Here is an 18,395-nt window from a genome sequence, read left to right as displayed (position 1 = left end):
GCCAAGACGCATCGCGCCCGCAACCAGCCACGTTTCCGATGTGACTTATTTCGGTTCTAAACTCTTGTCCAGACTCGACAAGGGTATGATGGCAACATGTCGCGCCAGGCGGGAGCCGGCGCACCCGGCGTCACTCCGCCGCTTCGCCGACCGCCAGAAATCCGCCGGACTGGCGCGCCCACAGCCGCGCATAGAGACCGCCGCGCCTGACAAGCTCCTCATGGCTGCCGGTTTCAACCACGCGGCCCCGGTCGAGAACAATCAGCCGGTCCATCGCCGCGATGGTCGAAAGCCGGTGCGCAATGGCTACGACCGTCTTGCCGGTCATCAGCGTCTGCAGGTTTTCCTGGATCGCGGCCTCGATCTCCGAATCGAGCGATGACGTCGCCTCGTCGAGGATCAGCACCGGTGCGTCCTTCAGCATCACGCGGGCGATCGCCACACGCTGTCGCTGGCCGCCGGACAGCTTGATGCCGCGCTCGCCGACATGGGCGTCATAGCCGTGCCGGCCTTTCGGGTCCTCAACGGCAGCGATGAAATCGTGTGCATGGGCCCGTTTGGCCGCCGCCGCAATATCCGCATCCGTCGCATCCGGGCGGCCATAAGCGATGTTGTCGCGCAGCGACCGGTGCATCAGCGACGGTTCCTGGCTGACCACGCCGAACTGTTCGCGTAGCGACGCCTGGGTGACATCGCGGATGTCGCGTCCGTCCACAAGAATGCGTCCACCTTCGACTTCGAACAACCGCAGCAACAGGTTGACGAAGGTCGACTTGCCCGCACCTGAAGGCCCCACCAAGCCGACCTTCTCGCCCGGGCGGATCTCCACATCGAGACCGTCGAACAACTCGCCGTGCTTCTTGCCGTACTGGAACGACACGTCCTCGAAGCGGATATGCCCGGCGGTGCGCGGCAGCGCCAATGCGCCCGGCCGGTCGCGGATCGCAGGTTCCACGGAAATCGTCTCGGTTGCGTCCTGCACCGTCGAATAGGCGCGGATCAGCCCGTTGATGTTGAACATCATCCAGCCCGACATCTGGTTCAGCCGAAAGATCAGACCCATTGTGGCGGCAATCGCGCCGGTGGAAAGCGATCCGCCGATCCAGGCGGAGACGGCGAGCGCCGCCACCGAAGTCATCATCACGCCGTTCAACACAGCCAGCGACGCCCGCACCGCCGTGATCATCCGCGTCAGATGCGTCACCGCGCCGAGATAGTTTGTCAGCGATTCGCGTACCACCGAGTGTTCACGGCGGCCGCTGTCGAACAGCTTCACCGACAGGATGTTGGTGAACACATCGACCATGCGGCCATTCAGAATGGCGCGCTCATTGGCATTTTCCTTGCCGGCCTGGCGCAGCAGCGGCAGCAGGTAGCGAATGATCAGCCCGTATCCGACCGCCCACACGGCGACCACGAGCCCCATGCGCCAGTCGAGCACGGCGAGGATGGAAGCGGTCAGCACGACAAACGTCACGAAGGACCAGAACGACTGCAGCGAGGTGACGATGAAATCGCCCGTCGATTCGCCGGCCTGCATGATCTTGGTGGCGATCCGGCCGGCGAAATCGTTCTGGTAGAACGCATAGGGCTGTTCGATCACCCGCCGGAACGATTGCCACCGCACCATGGAATAGAACCGCGGCACGATCACCTGCTGTTCGATGATGGCCGCGCAGATCATCACGATGGCGCGCACCACCAGCAAAAGCGCTCCCATGGCCAGCAGCGGCTGCCAGTGGTCGGTAAGCAGCGCCTGTGGGCTCGACGCGTCAAGAATGTCGATCAGCCAGCCGACCGACCAGAACAGCGCCGCCTCGACGAGCCCCATCATTCCGCCAACGAAAAGCAGTGCGATGAAAGGCCACCGCGCCTGGCGTGCGAAGTAGGCGATGAAGCCCCAAGCCGTTTGCGGCAACACCTGCCTGTCGGTGTCCGCAAACGGCTCGATGAACCGCTCCACCCGGTTCCACACCGGGTGGTCGGTATTGCGATAATGCGGTTCTGCTTCCTGCACTTGCCTGTCGTTTCCGTTCATTCGGCGGCAACGGCCTCCGTCACACCAAGGAAGCCGCCGGACTGCCGCGCCCACAACTGGGCGTACAGTCCACCGGACTTCGCCAGCTCCTCATGCGCGCCCTCTTCCACGATATCGCCCCTGTCTAGGACGACAAGACGGTCGAGACTGGAGATCGTCGACAGCCGGTGCGCAATCGCGATCACCGTCTTGCCCTCCATCAGCGCATTCAGGTTTTCCTGGATCGCCGCCTCGACTTCCGAATCGAGCGCCGAGGTCGCCTCGTCCAGCACCAGGATCGGCGCGTTCTTGAGGAACATGCGGGCGATCGCGATACGCTGGCGCTGGCCGCCGGACAGCTTCACGCCGCGTTCGCCGACATGCGCGTCATAGCCCGTACGGCCGCCCGGATCGCTCAGGTCCATGATGTAGTCATGCGCATTGGCGCGCTTTGCCGCCTCGATGATTTCCTCTTCGGTCGCATCCGGGTTGCCATAGGCGATGTTGTCGCGCACCGAACGATGCAGCAACGACGTATCCTGGGTGACCACGCCGATCTGGGCGCGCAGCGAATCCTGCGTGACGTCCGCGATGTCCTGGCCGTCGACGCGGATCGCCCCGCCTTCCAGGTCGTATAGCCGCAACAACACGTTCATCAGGGTCGACTTCCCGGCTCCCGACCGGCCGACAAGGCCGACCTTCTCGCCCGGTTGTACGGTCAACGACAGGTCTTCGATCACGCCGCCATCCTTGCCATAGTGGAACCGGATGCCGTCGAACTCGATGCGGCCTTCCGGAACCGACAGGGTGCGCGCCTGCGACTTGTCCTGCACGGTGTGCGGTTTGGCGATCGTGCCCATGCCGTCCTCGGCCATGCCAAGGTTTTCGAACACGCCGGCCAGTTCCCACATCACCCAGTGCGACATGCCTTCCAGCCGGAACACCAGGCCGACGGCGACCGCGATCGCGCCAATGCTGGCCACGCCGCCCATCCACGACCACAGGCCGATTGCTGTAACCAGGAACAGAAGCAGGATGTTGCTGATGTCCAGGGTCGCGTTGAGCCACGTCACCAGCCGCATCTGCGGATGTACGGTCTGCAGGAAGTCGTCCATCGCCTCGCGTGCGTAGCCTTCCTCGCGGCCGGCATGGGCGAACAGCTTCACCGTCATGATGTTGGTGTAGCTGTCGACCACGCGCCCGGTCATCGTCGAACGCGCATTCGACTGCAATTCGGAGATGGCGCGCATCCTCGGCAGGAAGTGGCGCAGCAGCGTCACATAGGCGACGAGCCACAGGACGAAAGGCACCATCAGCCAGACGTCGAGCGTCGCGACCAGCACCAGCGCCCCGATGAAATACACCAGGACATAGACGAAAACGTCGATCGCCTTGGTCACCGTCTCGCGAATGCCGAGCGCCGCCTGCATCATCTTGGTGGCGACGCGCCCGGCGAACTCGTCCTGATAGAAGGAGAAACTCTGGCCAAGCAGGTATCGGTGCGACTTCCAGCGAATCAGCATCGGATAGTTGCCGAAAATCGTCTGGTGCATGATCAGTGAGTGCAGCAACGCGGAACCCGGCAGCAACACCAGCACGACAAACGCCATCCAGACGAGCGTGCCTCCCTGATCAGCCAGGAACGTCTCAGGATTGGCCTCCGTCAGCCAGTCGACGATGTTGCCAAGAAAGCCGAACATCATCACCTGGATGACCGAGATGAATGCCGATGTTGCCGAAACCGCAGCCAGCCACGGCCAGATCGCCTTGGTATAGTGCCAGCAGAAGGCGAACAGCGTCGTTGGCGGCTGCTCCGGCTGTTCGGGCGGAAACGGATCGATTCGATTTTCAAACCACGAGAACATGGGGGACCTCACATGCATGAATGTGGTGTCGCGTCGGCAAGTTGCCAGCGAATACGAAGTACGGACCGGATTGCGGCTCAGGCCGGGATCCGGTTTGGGGACGGCGCGTCAGAACGCGGTAACAGATGGAATGCGAAGTATTGGGCATGACCGGAATCCGATTTGGAGGAACCAAAACCGGCGGTCATCGACCCTGAACTGGGAGTAGCGGAACCGCTGGTTTGACTAACTGCGCCGGGCGACTGGTGGGAATCCCCAGGCCAGACGTGCCTTGTCGAGGACAACTGGGGCGATCGAAACTGTCATTTCCATTGTCCTCTCCTTCGGATTGCGGTTGAGGCGCCCCTCATATACCGGATGACCCTGCGTATCAAGGCGGCCGAAGCCAGGTAATCGAAGCTGATGACATCAACTGACCTTAAGAGAACAACGCGGGGACCGGATATCGCGCTGTTCCAGCCCGATATTCCCGGCAACACCGGCGCGATCCTGAGGCTCGCCGCCTGTATTGGCGCTACCGTTCACATCATTGAACCGGCCGGCTTCGATCTCTCGGACCGCGCCCTGAAGCGCGCCGGCATGGACTATCTGGAAATGGCGGCGATGACGCGGCACGTAAACTGGGAAGAATTCGAGGCATGGCGTGTGGTCGAGGCCAAAAGCCTAGTCCTGCTCACTACGAAGGCTGATACGCCCTATGTCGCGCACGAATTCCGGCCGACGGACATCCTGCTGTTCGGCCGCGAAAGCGCCGGCGTCCCGGATGCGGTGCATGATGCCGCCGATGCCCGCTTGGTGATCCCGATGGTGAAAGGCGCGCGCTCGATCAACCTCGCCCTTTCAGTGGCGATGGTCGCCGGCGAGGCGATGCGGCAACTCACTTGGCCCTCCTGACGCTTCATGCCGGCCTTGCGACCGGCCGGCGGCGCATGGCCATCCCGTCGCGCATGTTCAGGCCTAGCAGCGCGATGTTCGCGGCGCCAGCGACGAGCTCGATGCCCTGCACGATGACGAAAGCGGTATCGAAATCGCCCTGCCCGGCTTTCATCGCCAAGAAGATCGCAGCCGGCGCGAGTACGAGAATACCGGTCGCTGCGATGACCTTCATGCGCGTCATCTTGCGCTTTACGACCGGGCTTTTCCATTTGGCGCCGAGCGACGCGCCCGAAGCGCCGGCAATGGCCATCATCGGGATCAGAACGGCCAAGCCATAGGCGATCGCCTGTTTGACCGCCACGACCTGCCCGATGTCACCGAAGAGTTCGACGGTGACCGTCGCAGTCCAGAACGACAGAATCGTCAGCAATGCGAGTGCACCTGAAATTGCGTGAATGTGTTTCTTCATGATCGCCTCCTTTACATAGCACGCTATATAAATAGGATTGAATAGCATACTATGCAATGCTATTTCGCATCATGACATTCAAAAAAGACAAATCGGCCGGGTTCCTCGCCAACCACATGGCCCGGCTGTTCGCATCGGGATTGCAGGAACGGATATCGGAGCTCGGCCTGGCGCCGGCGCAGTTCATGGCGCTGCTCGAATTGTGGGACGAGGACGGCCTGACCCAGAAGGACCTTGTCCAGCGCCTGGATGTCGAACAGGCGACGATGGCCAACACACTCAGCCGGATGCAGCGCGATGGCCTGATCGTCCGCCGGGCTCACTCCGAGGACCGCCGCGCCCAGAGGATTTTCCTGACCGACAAGGCGCGCGCTGTCAGGGATGACGCGACACAGGCCGCGCGCCAGCAGAACGAGCGCGCTCTTCAGGCGTTCTCAGAAGCCGAGAGAGGTCAATTCCTGGCTTTCATGCAACGCGCGATCCGCTCGATGCGCGGTTGACCGTTGCCGGCCCTGCCGCCATCCGCATGTCGCGGTGCGGAATGCCGGCCTCCATGTATTCGTCGGAGCAGATGCCGAAGCCGAGCTTCTCGTAGAACGGGATCGCCGACGCCTGACTGCTCAGGAAGTAGTCGCGGCCAGCCGCATCGTCCTGCCCCAGTTCCGTCATCATGTAGCGCATCAGCGCATCGCCAATCCGCTTGCCACGGACTTCCTTCAAAACCGCAACCCGCTGGAATTTGCAGACCTCGTCGAGCAGGCGCACGCGCGCCGTGGCGACCGGCTTGCCGTCGACGAAAGCAAGGAAATGCAGGCATTCGCCCTCCAGGCCGTCGCGTTCGAGATCGGGAGCCACCCCCTGTTCGCGGATGAACACGATATCGCGGATTTCCAGGCAGCGGTCGATTTCCTCGGGCGCGGTCGCGCGCCGGCAAACAGGCGTCTCTGCAGTCATGGTCGCAATAGGATCTTTCAATCGGCGGTCGGCAGGCGGCGCATTGTGAACTCTATGACGTCGTCGTCAAGCACCCGCCAGCTTTCCACCTGCGTCCAGTATGCGGCTTTCGGATAGCGGTTGAACCATTCCTTCGCCTTCTGCCGGGCGGCGGGCCGCTCGAGCCGGAATGTCTCACGCACGAAGCTGTCGCTTCGCGCCGCCGCGATTTCTCGGCTTTTCTGCAGCTGACGGCTGACAACCGTCCGAGGCGGTCTCGGTGGAAGCATGATTCTGTCCCCCGCGATAGACTGATCTTATTTCGTGAAACCTATGTGTCAATTGTACAACTGCTTCGCCGCTGCCGCTCTTGGAATCTCGGCGACAGCAGGCTAACCGCATATTGAGCCAAGATATTGGGGGGTATCCGACCAAAATGCACGAGCGTCCCGAACTGCCGGTGGGCTTGCCGGACGACATCGAGATCAAGAAGGAAATGGCGCGCCGTTGGTTCGAGGAGCTGCGCGACAATATCTGTGCGGCGTTCGAAAAGATCGAGGACGAGGTCTCCGGTCCGTTTACCGATTACGCGCCGGGCCGTTTCCAGCGCACGCCGTGGCTGCGCGATGAGGGGCGCGGCGGCGGCGGCGTGATGTCGATGCTTTATGGCCGCGTCTTCGAGAAGGTCGGCGTTCACACATCCACCGTCCAAGGCGAGTTCTCCGAGGAGTTCCGCGACCGCATTCCCGGCGCCTCTGAAGACCCTCGCTTCTGGGCGTCCGGAATTTCGCTGATTGCCCATCCGCAGAACCCGAACGTACCGGCGGTTCACATGAACACCCGCATGGTGGTGACGACGAGTTGGTGGTTCGGCGGCGGCGCCGACCTGACACCGGTGCTTCACCGCCGCCGCAGCCAGGACGATCCGGACACCATGTCGTTTCACAGGTCCTTCGAACTCGCCTGTTCCAAACACCCGGTCGCCGACTATCCGAAGCTCAAGCAGTGGTGTGACGATTACTTCTTCCTGCCACACCGCAACGAGCCGCGCGGCGTTGGCGGCATATTCTACGATTGGCAGCATTCACCCGATGAAGCCGGCGGCTGGGAAGCCGACTTCGCTTTCACGCAAGACGTCGGACGCACATTTTTGATCGTTTACCCGCATCTCGTGCGCAAGAACTTCAATACCGGCTGGTCGGACAGCGAGCGCGAGGAACAGCTTGTTCAGCGCGGCCGCTATGTCGAGTTCAATCTGCTCTACGACCGCGGCACATTGTTCGGCCTGAAGACCGGCGGAAACATCGATTCCATCCTGTCGTCGCTGCCGCCGGCGGTCAGGTGGCCGTGATCAGCCTGCAACGCAGCCACCCCTGTCATTGATTGAAAGCAATGATCCGGCCTGTGGTCGGATGGTATTATTACTCCGCCGAACGGAGGATAAGACCATGAAACAGTATGAATGCCTTGTTCCCGGTTGCCACTGGAAGACCCACGCCGAAGAGGAAGCCGAGATCGTGCGCCGCGCTTCCGAGCACCTTCGCGGCGCCCATGAAGAACAGACCGTGCGTCCCGGCATGGTCGAACAGATAAAGCACCGGATAACCGAGGAAGGGAAACCCTCAGCCTGACGGTTTGTCGACTGCTTCGAGAAGCGCCTCGCGGGTCAGTGCGAAGCCGCTGTCGATCCAGCGGGTTTCCAGTTCGCGCAACAGGTTGCCAAGTGCGTTACCTTGCACGTGGCCGACTGCTTGCAGGTCACGCCCGCTGACCGGAAACACCGGCTTCGTCCACTGAACTGCGAACCGCTCCAGCCGCACCATTCGCGCCGCCGCCTCCAGCAGGGCGGCGTCGTCCTCGGCTTTCGCCCGCAATCCGGCAAGCGAAAGACGCAGCTGGTCGAGGACGGGCTGCCGGGCGGTCCGGTACATGATTTGCGCCAATTCCCGCTCGTCGCAATCGTCGCCGATATCCGCGCCCTTCGCCCATGCCTCCAGCCGCGCCTTGTCGGCATTGGAGAGTTTCCAGCGCGTGGCGACGGCAGTTGCCCGATCGACGCGCGGCGCAATCATCGTCATCAGCCGCGCAAGCGGGTCAGGCTCCCATCCGAGTGCCTTTTCCGCCGCAATATAGGCCGGAAGACCGTCGATTCCCCATTTCTCGGATTCCGGAAGCACCTGGGTCAGGACGCCGGCCTGACGCATCCACAACAGCGTCCGCGACGGATCGGGCGCGCTCAACAGTTTGCGCATCTCCGACCAGATCCGTTCCGCCGACAGCCCGGCCAATCCGTCCTTCAACCGCGTACAGGCCAGCAGGCCTGCAGCATCGGGGCGTCCGCTGCCATACCAGGCGAAGAACCGGAAAAACCGCAAAATACGCAGATAATCCTCGCGGATTCGGTTGTCCGCCGTCCCGATGAAGCGGATCGTCCGGTTTTCGATATCCGGAAGTCCGCCAACCAGATCGACAATGGTGCCGTCCGCTTCGCAGTACAGCGCGTTGACCGTGAAATCGCGCCGATGGGCGTCATGCTCCCAGTCGCGGCCGAACGCGACCACCGCCCGGCGCCCGTCGGTCTCGATGTCCTCGCGCAGCGTCGTCACCTCGAAACCGTGATGATCGGCGACGACCATCACCGTGCCATGCTCGATGCCGGTCGGCACGGTCCTGAAACCGGCCGCCTCGGCCCGCCGGACGGTCTCCTCCGGCAGGCAGGTCGTGGCGATGTCGACATCGCCGATCTCCTCGCCGAACAGGTGGTTGCGCACCGCACCGCCGACGATCCGCGCCCTCTCACCGTCCCGGTTGAGAAAGCCGAGTATGGCTTGCAACGCCTCGTCGTGCAGCCACGCAGCATCGATCCTTGTCGTATCGTCCGTCGTCGCGGTCACCGGTAGAGCCTCTCATACATCATCCGGATGATCCCGGCGGTGATCCCCCAGATGTAACGCTCGCCATAGGGCATTTCGTAATAGTGGCGCTCCTTGCCGCCGAGAACCCGGCTGCCATGGCGATGATTGGCAGTGTCCATAAGAAACGCCAGGGGCACGTCGAACACGGCTTCCACCTCGTCCGGATTCGGCACCAGATTGTAGCCCGGGCGAAGAACCGACAGGAACGGTGCGATCCGGAAGCCCGAACCGGCGATGTAGTCTGGCAGTCTGCCGACGATTTCCACATGGTCGCGGCCGATCCCCGTTTCCTCCTCGCATTCGCGAATGGCCGCAAACTCCGCCGTCCCGTCCTCCGGGTCGATGCGCCCGCCGGGAAAGGCGATCTGTCCGGAATGGGTGCGCAGATGTTCAGTGCGTTGGGTCAGCAGCACCGACGGACCGTCCGGCCGGTCGATGATCGGGATCAGCACTGCGGCTTCCTTCACAGCGTTTTGTATCACCAGGTCGGTGAACTCCGGGTTCAGGATGTGGTCGCCGAACACAGGATCGACATCGGGCGCGGCGGTCGACGCCCGTTCGCGAAAGTCGCCAATGGTAAAGCGGGCGCCGTTTACGCTCACCGGGCAGCCCTTTCGAGTTCGTCGGCCGGCATGACGGCGAAGACCTCGCCGCCCGAGCGCACGGCAAACATCTGTTCGCCGTCGATCTCCACGGTCTCGCCGAGTTCGACGATGTCGTACATCACCGCCCGGCTGACCAGCGCCTCCAGCCTGCCGCGCACATGCAGATAGGGTTTCAGCCCGTCGCTTTCGGCCTCCAGCTCGAACCGCAGCGCATGCTCCGGCCCTGCCTCGACCACGTCGCCGACATTGGTCCTGAATGTCAGCACCTGATCCGGCCCGCGATCCCGCACATGCATCTCCACGGCGACGAAATGCGCATCCTCGACTGTGATCCCGATTTTCTCGACCGGCGTCACCAGATAGGTTTTGCCGTCCTCGTCCTTGCGCAGCACCGTCGAGAACAACCGCACCAGCGGCGCGCGGCCAATCGGCGTGCCCATGTAGAACCAGGTTCCGTCGGCTCGAATCACCATGTCGAGGTCGCCGCAATAGTCCGGATTCCATCTGTCGACCGGCGGCAATCCCCGCTCCGTGTCGACTGAACGCGACAAAAGCGCCTGCAGACCGGAGATATCCGACACGTCCGAGAGCGCCTTGCGATTGCCGGAATTTGTCATTTTCTTCGCCATGTCATCAAATCGGCGTGGATAAGCCTTTCGAGTCACGAAATAGTCAGTCACCGACGGCTTGTCAGCACCTGTTCCTGATTTACCTTCGCATTACTAGGCGACCACGGAGAGACACATGAGCATTCATAGCCCCGCCGGCACACCGGACGAGAAGCAGGTGATCGCCGAGGCGGAAGCTGCGCTCAATGGCATCAAGGCGATGCGCGCCGAGATCGGCAAGGTGATCTTTGGCCAGGAGCAGGTGGTGGAAAACGCCATCGTGGCCATCCTCTCGGGTGGCCATGCGCTGCTGGTCGGCGTGCCTGGCCTCGCCAAGACGAAGCTGGTCGAAACGCTGGGAACCGTCCTTGGACTGTCGGAAGGCCGGGTGCAGTTCACGCCGGATCTGATGCCCTCCGACATTCTCGGATCGGAAGTGCTGGAACAGGACGAGGACGGCAAGCGCAGCTTCCGTTTCGTCAAGGGCCCGATCTTCACGCAGCTGCTCATGGCCGACGAGATCAACCGCGCCAGCCCGCGCACCCAGTCGGCGCTCTTGCAGGCCATGCAGGAATACCACGTCACCTTTGGCGGCCAGCGCCATGACCTGCCGCAGCCTTTCCACGTGCTGGCAACGCAAAACCCGCTGGAGCAGGAGGGCACCTACCCGCTTCCCGAAGCGCAACTCGACCGCTTCCTGCTGCAGATCGACGTCGACTATCCCGACATCGAAGCCGAGCGCCGTATCCTGCTCGAGACCACCGGAACCGAGATCGGAACCGCCGAGCCGGTTTTCACGGCCGCACGCCTCGCCGCACTGCAGACGCTGGTTCGTCGCATGCCGGTACCCGAATCGGTGGTCACGGGCATTCTCGACCTCGTTCGCTCCGCAAGGCCGGGCACCGGCCACGCCTCGACCGACGCCCATGTTGCGTGGGGACCGGGACCGCGTGCCAGCCAGGCCTTGATGCTGTGCAGCCGCGCCCGCGCGCTCTATGACGGGCGTTTTGCGCCGTCCATCGACGACGTGAAGGCGCTCGCCGCGCCCGTCCTGCAACACCGCATGGCGTTGACCTTTGCCGCGCGCGCTGAAGGCGTCAGCATTCGCAACGTTATTTCTGAACTCGTGGACTCGATGGAGTAAGATCCAGCCCATGGCGAGATCTGTCGGCATCCGCAAACCGAGGGAAGACAGGAACGACGCCCTGGCGCGCGCCCGTCTGCGCGCCGCGCTGGTGCCCGACCTGTTGATCGAGGCGCGCCGCATCGTCTCCACGGTCATCGCCGGCTGGCACGGGCGGCGCAAGCGCGGCATCGGCGAGACCTTCTGGCAGTTCCGGCCTTATGTCGCCGGCGAAACGCTGGCGAAGATCGACTGGCGCCGCTCGGCGCGCGATGACCACACCTATGTCCGCGACATGGAGTGGGAGGCCGCCCACACGGTCTGGCTGTGGGCCGATCCGAGCCCGTCGATGCTGTTCAAGTCCGAATTGGGGACCGTCGCCAAGGAATCGCGGGCCATCGTGCTGACCCTCGCGCTGGCCGAACTTCTTTCGCGCAGCGGCGAACGCATCGGCTATCCCGGCTTGCTGAAGCCGGTCACGTCGCGCAACGGCGCCGAACGGCTGGCGATGGCCTTGGCCAGCGAACATGCGCTGGCGCTGCCCGACACGCCCAATCTGGATCTGGTGCAAAAACACAGCGATGTCGTACTGGTCGGCGACTTCCTCGATCCGCCGGAGGAGACGATCGCCTTTCTCGACACGGTTGCGATCCGTGGTGCGCGCATTCACCTGCTCGAAGTCGCCGATCCCGTCGAGGAGGTATTCCCCTATTCCGGCCGCACCGAATTCGAAGACCCAGAGACCGGTGCGCGTCTGACCGCCGGCCGCGCCGAGAGCTGGGGCGAGGCTTACAAGGAGATCTACAGCGCCCGTCGCGAGATGCTGCGCGATCATTGCCGCAAGCTCGACTGGAGCTACACCGTCAACCGCACCGACCGTCTCGCTTCCGAGGCGCTTGTCGCCCTGCACGGACGACTGACCGGTCAGCCCGCGGCGGTGCCGGGCCAACCCGTTCGCGGGGCTGCCTGATGTTCGGGCTGCCAATCGTCTTTGCAGCCCCGGCCGTATTGTCCGGTCTCCTGGCGCTGCCGGTCATCTGGTGGCTGCTGCGGCTCACCCCGCCGAAACCGAAGACAGAAGTGTTTCCGCCGCTGCGCCTGCTGGCGATGATCGCGCGCCGCGAGGAAACGCCGGCCCGCAGCCCCTGGTGGCTGACATTGCTGCGCCTGACGATTGCCGCCTTGGTGATCGTCGCCCTCGCCCGCCCGGTCATCAATCCGCTGGCCGATGTCGCGGCCGGCGAAGGCCCGCTCGCCGTCATGGTCGACAACAGCTGGGCCGCCGGCGACGACTGGGATGTGCGTGCCGCACAGGCCGCCGCCTTGATCGAAAAGGCGGCCGAGGCCGGACGCCCGGTCGCACTTGCATTCACCGTCGCGCCGGACAATGCCGAGGTGTTGCTGCGCAACGCCGCCGACATTCTGCCGGTCCTTGCAGCTACCCAACCGCTCGCCGCGCGGCCAGACCGTCCGGCGGCGCTGGCCCGCTTGACGGAGGCGCTGGACGACCGGCTCGGCGCAACGCTTGCATGGCTTGGTGACGGTGTCGCCACGCCGCAGACACCGGAACTGGTCGCGGCGATCGATGCGGCCGGCTTTGCCGAGGTCATCGTTTTCGACGAAGGGATCGCCGATCTCCGCGCCATCTCCGATATCGCCAACACGCCGACCAGCTTCGACGTGACCATCGTCGCGCCGTCATCCGGCGGCGATCCTCTCGCCGTTGCGGCCTATGACGAAAAGGGCCGGCTCCTGGCCGACACCATGGCCGAGTTTCCCGCTGGCGAAACGACTGCGACCGCGCGCTTCGATGTCCCGTTCGAGCTGCGCAACGACTTCGCCAGCCTGCGCCTCGACGGGCAGGCCCATGCGGCAGGCGTCTGGCTGGTCGATGAAAACACCCGCCGGCGCCGCATCGGTCTTTTGACTGGACAGGCCGGCGATCTCGACCAGCCGCTGCTGTCGCCGCTGTTCTATATCGGTCGGGCGCTGCAGCCTTACGCCGATCTTGTCGAAGGCAAGACCGGCGACCTGGCCGTCGATGTCCCCGCGCTTGTCGAGGAAGGGCCGGCGGTCATCGTGATGGCCGATATCGGCGTTCTACCCGAAGACGCCGCCGACCAACTCTCCGACTGGATTGAGGACGGCGGCACGCTGGTCCGCTTCGCCGGACCGCGCCTCGCGGCGACCGCCGTCGACGACCCGCTGCTGCCGGTCCGCCTGCGGCTTGGCGAAAGAACCCTTGGCGGCACGCTGTCCTGGACCGAACCGCAGCCGGTCGCCCCCTTCCCCGCTACCGGCCCGTTCGGCGGCCTCGATGCGCCGCGCGAAGTCTCGGTCAACCGGCAGGTGCTGGCCGAGCCCGATCTCGAACTGGCGTCGCGAACCTGGGCCAATCTCGCCGACGGAACGCCGCTGGTCACCGGCGCAGCGCGCGGCAAGGGCACCATCGTGCTGTTCCACGTAACCGCCGAGGCCACCTGGTCGAACCTGCCGATTTCGGGAAGCTTCGTGGAGATGCTGCGCCGGATCGCCAACCTGTCGCGCAACACCGGCACATCGCTTCAGGCCGGCGCTTCAACGACCGCGGAAGCATTGCCGCCCTATCGCATCCTGTCCGCCAACGGCGAACTCGGCACGCCGCCGAGCCATGTCCGTCCGCTCGACACGCCCGCTATTGCCGGTGCTCCCGATTTCGACCATCCCGCCGGGCTTTACGGCACCGTCGACGGCTTTGTTGCCCGCAACATCCTTGCCGAGGGCGACCGGCTCGAGGCGCTCGGTCGTCCCGATCTCGAAACGCCCGCATCCGTTGCCGCCTACGACCGGGGCGAGGAACAGGACCTGCGCGGCCCGCTGTTCCTGGCTGCCCTGCTCCTGATCGCGCTCGACACCGCCGCCGTCTTGTGGATCAACGGCCGTTTCCGGCGTTCGCCCATCCGGCCCGCGCGCGGCGCCGCTGCGATTACCTCGCTCATTGCCTTTTGCGCGCTGATGCTCGCGGCCAGCCAAGTGGACGCCCAGCAATCGGACGAGAAGCCGGGCGATGACGCGATCATCGAACTGCTCGAAACGACCCGGCTGGCCTATGTAAAATCCGGCAATCCCGCCACCGACGATGTCAGCGCCGCCGGCATGAGTGGCCTGACGCGCTATCTGCAGAGCCGCACCGCGCTGGAGCCGGCCGATCCTGTCGGGCTTGATCTGGAAACCGACGAACTCGCCTTCTACACGCTCATCTACTTTCCGATCGATGTCGATGCGCCAATGCCCAGCGCCCGCGCCGTCTCGCGGCTCGACGCCTTCATGCAGGCCGGCGGCACCGTGCTCTTCGATACCCGCGACCAACTCACTGCTTCGTTCGGTGGCACCTCCGGTTCGCCCGAAATCCAGCGTCTGCGCGACATCCTGCGCGATCTGAACGTGCCGCCGCTGGAGCCGGTCCCGCCAGACCACGTGCTCACCAAGGCGTTCTACATTCTGGACCAGTTTCCCGGCCGATATGCCGGTTCGCCGCTCTGGGTCGAGGCAATCGCCGCAGAAGGCAGCAATGGCGACCGGCCGGTGCGTTCCGGCGATGGCGTCTCGCCGATCATGATCACCGGCAACGACTTCGCCGCCGCATGGGCGCTCGATGAACTCGGACGGCCGATGTTCCCGACGATCTCGTCGGATCCGTTGCAGCGCATCTATGCGTTCCGCGCCGGCGTGAACATCATGATGTACATGCTGACCGGCAACTACAAATCCGACCAGGTGCATGTTCCGGCTATCCTCGAAAGGTTGGGACAGTAGCCATGGTCACGCTGTCACTCGAATTCGCCCCGCTGGTCGCATGGCCGCTCCTCGTCCTGTTCTGCGTGCCCGCTGCCCTGCTGATTGCCTATGCCGTCTATGCCCAGGCGCGCGGCGCGGCACTGCGCGCTGCGGCAGCCGCCGCATTGGCGTTTGCCGTGGCCAATCCGGTCGTCAACGAGGAGGAGCGTGCGCCGCTTTCCACCACCGTGGCACTGATCGTCGACCGCAGCCAGAGCCAGAAGCTGGACGACCGGCCCAATGTCACCGACACCGCGCTCGACACGCTGCGCCGCCGGCTCGAGCGCTATCCACAATTCGATGTCCGCGAAGTCGAAACGCCACCGCCGGGCTCGAACACGGCCGCCCCCGAGACCCGCCTGTTCGAGGCGCTCAATTCGGCGATCCGCGACGTTCCGCCCTCGCGCGTCGGCGGCGCGATCATGATCACCGACGGCCAGGTGCACGACATCCCCGCCGGCGCGACCGGCCTGCCGGACGGCGTTCCGGTCCACGGGCTGATCACCGGCCGTGCCGACGAGTTCGACCGCAAGATCGAGTTCGTGGAAGCGCCGCGCTTTTCGATCACCGGCCAGCCGGTCTCCTTCTCCTACAGCGTCACCGATGCGGGCGCCGATCCGGAAACCGGGCTGGTCGCCGTCGAGGTCTATCTGAATGGCGATCTGGTCTTCGCCGACACCGCGATCATCGGTGGCGAAACCCCGCTCGAACTGGAGCTTGACCGCGCCGGCACCAACATCGTTGAGCTGGCCGTTAGACCCCGCGACGGCGAGCTGACGACCGCCAACAACCGCGCCGTGGCGCAGATTCAGGGCATCCGCGAGAACCTCCGCGTGCTACTCGTCTCCGGCGAGCCGCATTCCGGCGAACGCACCTGGCGCAACCTCCTGAAATCCGACGCCTCGGTCGATCTTGTCCACTTCACGATCCTGCGTCCGCCCGAAAAGCAGGACGGCACGCCGATCAACGAACTGTCGCTGATCGCCTTCCCGACCCGCGAATTGTTCGTCGAGAAGATCGAGGATTTCGACCTGATCATCTTCGACCGCTACCAGTACCGCAATGTGCTGCCGACGCTCTATTACGACTACATCGCCGAATATGTGCGCGCCGGCGGTGCGCTGCTGGTCGCTGCCGGCCCGGAATATGCCGGTGCCAACTCGATCGCCCGCACGCCGCTGATCACGGCGCTGCCGGCCACGCCGACCGGCATCGTCACCGCCAAGGGCTACTATCCGCGCGTTTCTGAGGATGGCATGCGCCATCCCGTCACCCGCGATCTCGATGGCGGCGGCATCGAGCCGCCCGGCTGGGGCCGCTGGTTCCGAACCATCGATGTCGAGCCGCCGGATGGCGTCATCGCCATGCAGGGCGCCGACGCGCGGCCGCTGCTCATCCTCAACCGCTTCGGCGAAGGCCGTGTCGGCATGATCTTGTCCGATCATGGCTGGCTGTGGGCGCGCGGCTTCGAAGGCGGCGGGCCGCATGTCGGCCTCTACCGGCGCATCGCCCATTGGCTGATGAAGGAACCGGAGCTTGAGGAAGAGGCGCTGACGGCGGTCGCCGACGGCCAGTCGCTCACCATTCGCCGCCAAACCATGGAAAATGCCGCGGGTACGGCCCGGCTCACCGCGCCGTCGGGAGAAGAGATCGAGGTCGAGCTGACCGACAATGGCAACGGCATCTTCTCGGCCCGCGTCGACACCGACGAGGTCGGCATCTACGAAATCGCCAATGGCGATTTCACGACACTCGCCCATGCCGGTCCGGTCGACGCCGCCGAATTCCGCTCCATGATCTCGACCCCGGACCTCCTTGCGCCCGTCGCGGAAGCAAGCGGCGGCAGTGTACGCCGCCTCGCCGATGCATCCGGTGGATTGAATGTGCCCGGAATTCTGCCGGTGCGCGCCAATCTCAGCGCCAGCGGGCGCGACTGGCTCGGCCTGCGCACGACCGACGAGACCGAACTGCTTGGCGTTACCCGCTATTCGTTCTTCTCGGGCTTCCTTGGGCTTGCCCTGCTGTTGATGATCCTCGCCGGAACCTGGATGCGCGAGGGGCGATAGCGGATCGACGCCTATCGCTTCTTGAGCCAGGTCATCGCATTGCGGTAGCCGGCGGCCTCAAGCAGCGCGGTTTTCGACGTCCACGCTGCCGGGCACACCGCAAAGGCCGCATCGTAACCCCGCGCTTCGAGCGCTGCCTCGGCCGCGCGAAACAGCTCGGCCCCGCACGTGGTCTCTTCGGGTAGCGCAGACGGATCGCGCAAATCGACGTGATAGAAATCGTCGATCACGCCAATAGCGCCGATGTCATGCGGCAACGGGAAGTGCAGATGCGTTGCGGGCTGAGCGATGGCGTAGCCGTGAAACGCGTCATCGCTTTCGCAAACGAACATGTCGCGATCGTCGAGCGTGAGGCTCTTTCGCATCCAGTTGGCGAAATGGGTGTCGGCAGCGTCGGACGGTTTCCAGAACACGTTCAGATGATTGAGGATGCGTCGATGCTCGGCACTGGCGGTCACGATGTTTGCGATATCGTCATCATTCGCTTTGCGAATCGCCGGAGAGCCACTGGCCTTCCGGAGCCTCGTTTTGGCAAGATACAAGGTCAGTGGCTCGTAGCCTCGCCTGACATACTCCCTTTCCAGATCCCCTCCAGCGGCAGACTGCGCCAGCAGCGTTTCGGCGCCGGCCCGCCGCAGGTCGGTTTCAGCCGCCTCGACCAAGGCCTGATAGGTGCCCTCCGGCGCATCGTCGGTGACAAAGCAGGCCTCCAGGATGATCCCGGGAGGACCGAGCGAGCCGCCGGCATAGATCGGCGGCACCGGTAGAACGAGGACGTTTGCAATCCCGACAACACCGCCATCGGCCTCGGCGAGCAACAGTTCCTGATACACGCGCCGGGATTCTGCCGCCAGAAATGCCCTGACAAGGGGGAGAACCTTGGCGCGCGGATCGGCTTTCACCTTCCAGAACAACGGGTCCGTCTCCTGCCGACGCATGGCATCGGCAATGAGAAGATCGACTACCGTATCGAGGTCGGTGACTTCAGCCGGACGAACCGCGATTGACATCGTATACCCCTCAAAAGATGACGCAACGTCATTCGCGAAACTAGCGCTGGCGGCATGGTTGTCGAGCGGGGCTTCCTTGCTTGGAGGACAAT

At 64.0% G+C, this 18,395-nt stretch carries 17 protein-coding genes; 8 read left to right on the top strand and 9 right to left on the bottom strand.

The annotated features are described in order from the left end of the window. Window positions 1-130 precede the first annotated feature (130 nt). Entirely contained in the window at window positions 131-2,038 is a 1,908-nt protein-coding gene (locus tag ACO06R_RS06600) for an ABC transporter ATP-binding protein (protein ID WP_421857555.1), read from the bottom strand. Continuing rightward, window positions 2,035-3,882 (bottom strand): ABC transporter ATP-binding protein, encoded by a 1,848-nt coding sequence (locus tag ACO06R_RS06595; protein WP_421857553.1) that lies wholly within the window; start codon window positions 3,880-3,882, stop codon window positions 2,035-2,037. The genes ACO06R_RS06600 and ACO06R_RS06595 overlap by 4 nt, the downstream gene beginning before the upstream one ends. A gap of 402 nt (window positions 3,883-4,284) precedes the next feature. Here ACO06R_RS06595 and ACO06R_RS06590 point away from each other — a divergent pair, with 402 nt between their 5' ends. Next, the gene (locus ACO06R_RS06590; protein ID WP_421857551.1) at window positions 4,285-4,776 is read left to right on the top strand and encodes a tRNA (cytidine(34)-2'-O)-methyltransferase; all 492 of its coding nucleotides are present in this window, start codon (window positions 4,285-4,287) and stop codon (window positions 4,774-4,776) included. Between the two features lie 4 nt (window positions 4,777-4,780). On the opposite strand, the gene ACO06R_RS06585 is transcribed toward ACO06R_RS06590, so the two are convergent. Further along, window positions 4,781-5,227 carry a hypothetical protein gene (locus tag ACO06R_RS06585; protein WP_421857550.1) on the bottom strand — a complete coding sequence of 149 codons (447 nt, stop codon included), beginning with the start codon at window positions 5,225-5,227 and terminating at the stop codon, window positions 4,781-4,783. A 71-nt stretch (window positions 5,228-5,298) separates the two neighbouring features. Here ACO06R_RS06585 and ACO06R_RS06580 point away from each other — a divergent pair, with 71 nt between their 5' ends. After that, complete coding sequence (locus tag ACO06R_RS06580; RefSeq protein WP_421857548.1) at window positions 5,299-5,727, top strand: MarR family winged helix-turn-helix transcriptional regulator; 429 nt, start codon at window positions 5,299-5,301, stop codon at window positions 5,725-5,727. Here ACO06R_RS06580 and ACO06R_RS06575 read toward each other — a convergent pair. Both ACO06R_RS06575 and ACO06R_RS06570 read right to left on the bottom strand, forming a co-directional pair. Continuing rightward, window positions 5,693-6,181 (bottom strand): GNAT family N-acetyltransferase, encoded by a 489-nt coding sequence (locus ACO06R_RS06575; protein WP_421857546.1) that lies wholly within the window; start codon window positions 6,179-6,181, stop codon window positions 5,693-5,695. The genes ACO06R_RS06580 and ACO06R_RS06575 overlap by 35 nt on opposite strands. Window positions 6,182-6,198: 17 nt before the next feature. After that, a complete protein-coding gene (locus ACO06R_RS06570; RefSeq protein ID WP_421857544.1) occupies window positions 6,199-6,450 on the bottom strand; it encodes a hypothetical protein in 252 nt (83 codons plus the stop codon). 146 nt (window positions 6,451-6,596) lie between these two features. Between ACO06R_RS06570 and hemF the strand changes: the two genes are divergently transcribed. Further along, window positions 6,597-7,511, top strand: coding sequence for an oxygen-dependent coproporphyrinogen oxidase (gene hemF / locus ACO06R_RS06565; protein WP_421857542.1), 915 nt, complete (start codon window positions 6,597-6,599; stop codon window positions 7,509-7,511). Between the two features lie 97 nt (window positions 7,512-7,608). Then, on the top strand, window positions 7,609-7,791 hold the full coding sequence (locus ACO06R_RS06560) for a DUF1059 domain-containing protein (protein WP_421857540.1): 183 nt from the start codon (window positions 7,609-7,611) through the stop codon (window positions 7,789-7,791). Here ACO06R_RS06560 and ACO06R_RS06555 read toward each other — a convergent pair. The 3 genes from ACO06R_RS06555 to ACO06R_RS06545 are packed head-to-tail and all read right to left on the bottom strand — an operon-like array spanning window position 7,783 to window position 10,309. Further along, window positions 7,783-9,054 (bottom strand): CCA tRNA nucleotidyltransferase, encoded by a 1,272-nt coding sequence (locus ACO06R_RS06555; RefSeq protein WP_421857538.1) that lies wholly within the window; start codon window positions 9,052-9,054, stop codon window positions 7,783-7,785. The two genes, ACO06R_RS06560 and ACO06R_RS06555, sit on opposite strands and share 9 nt — an antisense overlap. Continuing rightward, window positions 9,051-9,677, bottom strand: a complete 627-nt coding sequence (locus ACO06R_RS06550; protein ID WP_421857536.1) for a CoA pyrophosphatase — start codon at window positions 9,675-9,677, stop codon at window positions 9,051-9,053. The genes ACO06R_RS06555 and ACO06R_RS06550 overlap by 4 nt, the downstream gene beginning before the upstream one ends. After that, window positions 9,674-10,309 (bottom strand): DUF1285 domain-containing protein, encoded by a 636-nt coding sequence (locus tag ACO06R_RS06545; RefSeq protein WP_421857534.1) that lies wholly within the window; start codon window positions 10,307-10,309, stop codon window positions 9,674-9,676. The genes ACO06R_RS06550 and ACO06R_RS06545 overlap by 4 nt, the downstream gene beginning before the upstream one ends. A gap of 115 nt (window positions 10,310-10,424) precedes the next feature. Here ACO06R_RS06545 and ACO06R_RS06540 point away from each other — a divergent pair, with 115 nt between their 5' ends. The 4 genes from ACO06R_RS06540 to ACO06R_RS06525 are packed head-to-tail and all read left to right on the top strand — an operon-like array spanning window position 10,425 to window position 17,293. Then, on the top strand, window positions 10,425-11,432 hold the full coding sequence (locus ACO06R_RS06540; RefSeq protein WP_421857532.1) for an AAA family ATPase: 1,008 nt from the start codon (window positions 10,425-10,427) through the stop codon (window positions 11,430-11,432). Window positions 11,433-11,442: 10 nt separating this feature from the next. After that, on the top strand, window positions 11,443-12,381 hold the full coding sequence (locus ACO06R_RS06535; protein WP_421857530.1) for a DUF58 domain-containing protein: 939 nt from the start codon (window positions 11,443-11,445) through the stop codon (window positions 12,379-12,381). Beyond that, window positions 12,381-15,206, top strand: coding sequence for a DUF4159 domain-containing protein (locus tag ACO06R_RS06530; RefSeq protein ID WP_421857528.1), 2,826 nt, complete (start codon window positions 12,381-12,383; stop codon window positions 15,204-15,206). Before ACO06R_RS06535 ends, ACO06R_RS06530 begins: the two co-directional genes overlap by 1 nt. A 2-nt stretch (window positions 15,207-15,208) precedes the next feature. After that, window positions 15,209-17,293: a hypothetical protein gene (locus tag ACO06R_RS06525; protein ID WP_421857526.1), complete on the top strand. Its 2,085-nt coding sequence runs from the start codon at window positions 15,209-15,211 to the stop codon at window positions 17,291-17,293. A gap of 11 nt (window positions 17,294-17,304) precedes the next feature. Here ACO06R_RS06525 and ACO06R_RS06520 read toward each other — a convergent pair whose 3' ends face one another. After that, window positions 17,305-18,303, bottom strand: coding sequence for a hypothetical protein (locus ACO06R_RS06520; protein WP_421857524.1), 999 nt, complete (start codon window positions 18,301-18,303; stop codon window positions 17,305-17,307). Window positions 18,304-18,395: the final 92 nt, after the last annotated feature.

It is taken from the genome of Oricola sp. (assembly GCF_965230365.1).
Taxonomy (GTDB): Bacteria; Pseudomonadota; Alphaproteobacteria; order Rhizobiales; family Rhizobiaceae; genus Oricola.
Note: the sequence above shows the minus strand (reverse complement) of the source record. Positions and strands in the feature narration are given on the sequence as shown.

Coding starts and splice junctions, on each gene's coding strand:
- ACO06R_RS06600 (WP_421857555.1), bottom strand. CDS start 2,038: ATGAACGGAAACGACAGGCAAGTGCAGGAAGCAGAACCGCATTATCGC.
- ACO06R_RS06595 (WP_421857553.1), bottom strand. CDS start 3,882: ATGTTCTCGTGGTTTGAAAATCGAATCGATCCGTTTCCGCCCGAACAG.
- ACO06R_RS06590 (WP_421857551.1), top strand. CDS start 4,285: ATGACATCAACTGACCTTAAGAGAACAACGCGGGGACCGGATATCGCG.
- ACO06R_RS06585 (WP_421857550.1), bottom strand. CDS start 5,227: ATGAAGAAACACATTCACGCAATTTCAGGTGCACTCGCATTGCTGACG.
- ACO06R_RS06580 (WP_421857548.1), top strand. CDS start 5,299: ATGACATTCAAAAAAGACAAATCGGCCGGGTTCCTCGCCAACCACATG.
- ACO06R_RS06575 (WP_421857546.1), bottom strand. CDS start 6,181: ATGACTGCAGAGACGCCTGTTTGCCGGCGCGCGACCGCGCCCGAGGAA.
- ACO06R_RS06570 (WP_421857544.1), bottom strand. CDS start 6,450: ATGCTTCCACCGAGACCGCCTCGGACGGTTGTCAGCCGTCAGCTGCAG.
- hemF (WP_421857542.1), top strand. CDS start 6,597: ATGCACGAGCGTCCCGAACTGCCGGTGGGCTTGCCGGACGACATCGAG.
- ACO06R_RS06560 (WP_421857540.1), top strand. CDS start 7,609: ATGAAACAGTATGAATGCCTTGTTCCCGGTTGCCACTGGAAGACCCAC.
- ACO06R_RS06545 (WP_421857534.1), bottom strand. CDS start 10,309: ATGGCGAAGAAAATGACAAATTCCGGCAATCGCAAGGCGCTCTCGGAC.
- ACO06R_RS06540 (WP_421857532.1), top strand. CDS start 10,425: ATGAGCATTCATAGCCCCGCCGGCACACCGGACGAGAAGCAGGTGATC.
- ACO06R_RS06535 (WP_421857530.1), top strand. CDS start 11,443: ATGGCGAGATCTGTCGGCATCCGCAAACCGAGGGAAGACAGGAACGAC.
- ACO06R_RS06530 (WP_421857528.1), top strand. CDS start 12,381: ATGTTCGGGCTGCCAATCGTCTTTGCAGCCCCGGCCGTATTGTCCGGT.
- ACO06R_RS06525 (WP_421857526.1), top strand. CDS start 15,209: ATGGTCACGCTGTCACTCGAATTCGCCCCGCTGGTCGCATGGCCGCTC.
- ACO06R_RS06520 (WP_421857524.1), bottom strand. CDS start 18,303: ATGTCAATCGCGGTTCGTCCGGCTGAAGTCACCGACCTCGATACGGTA.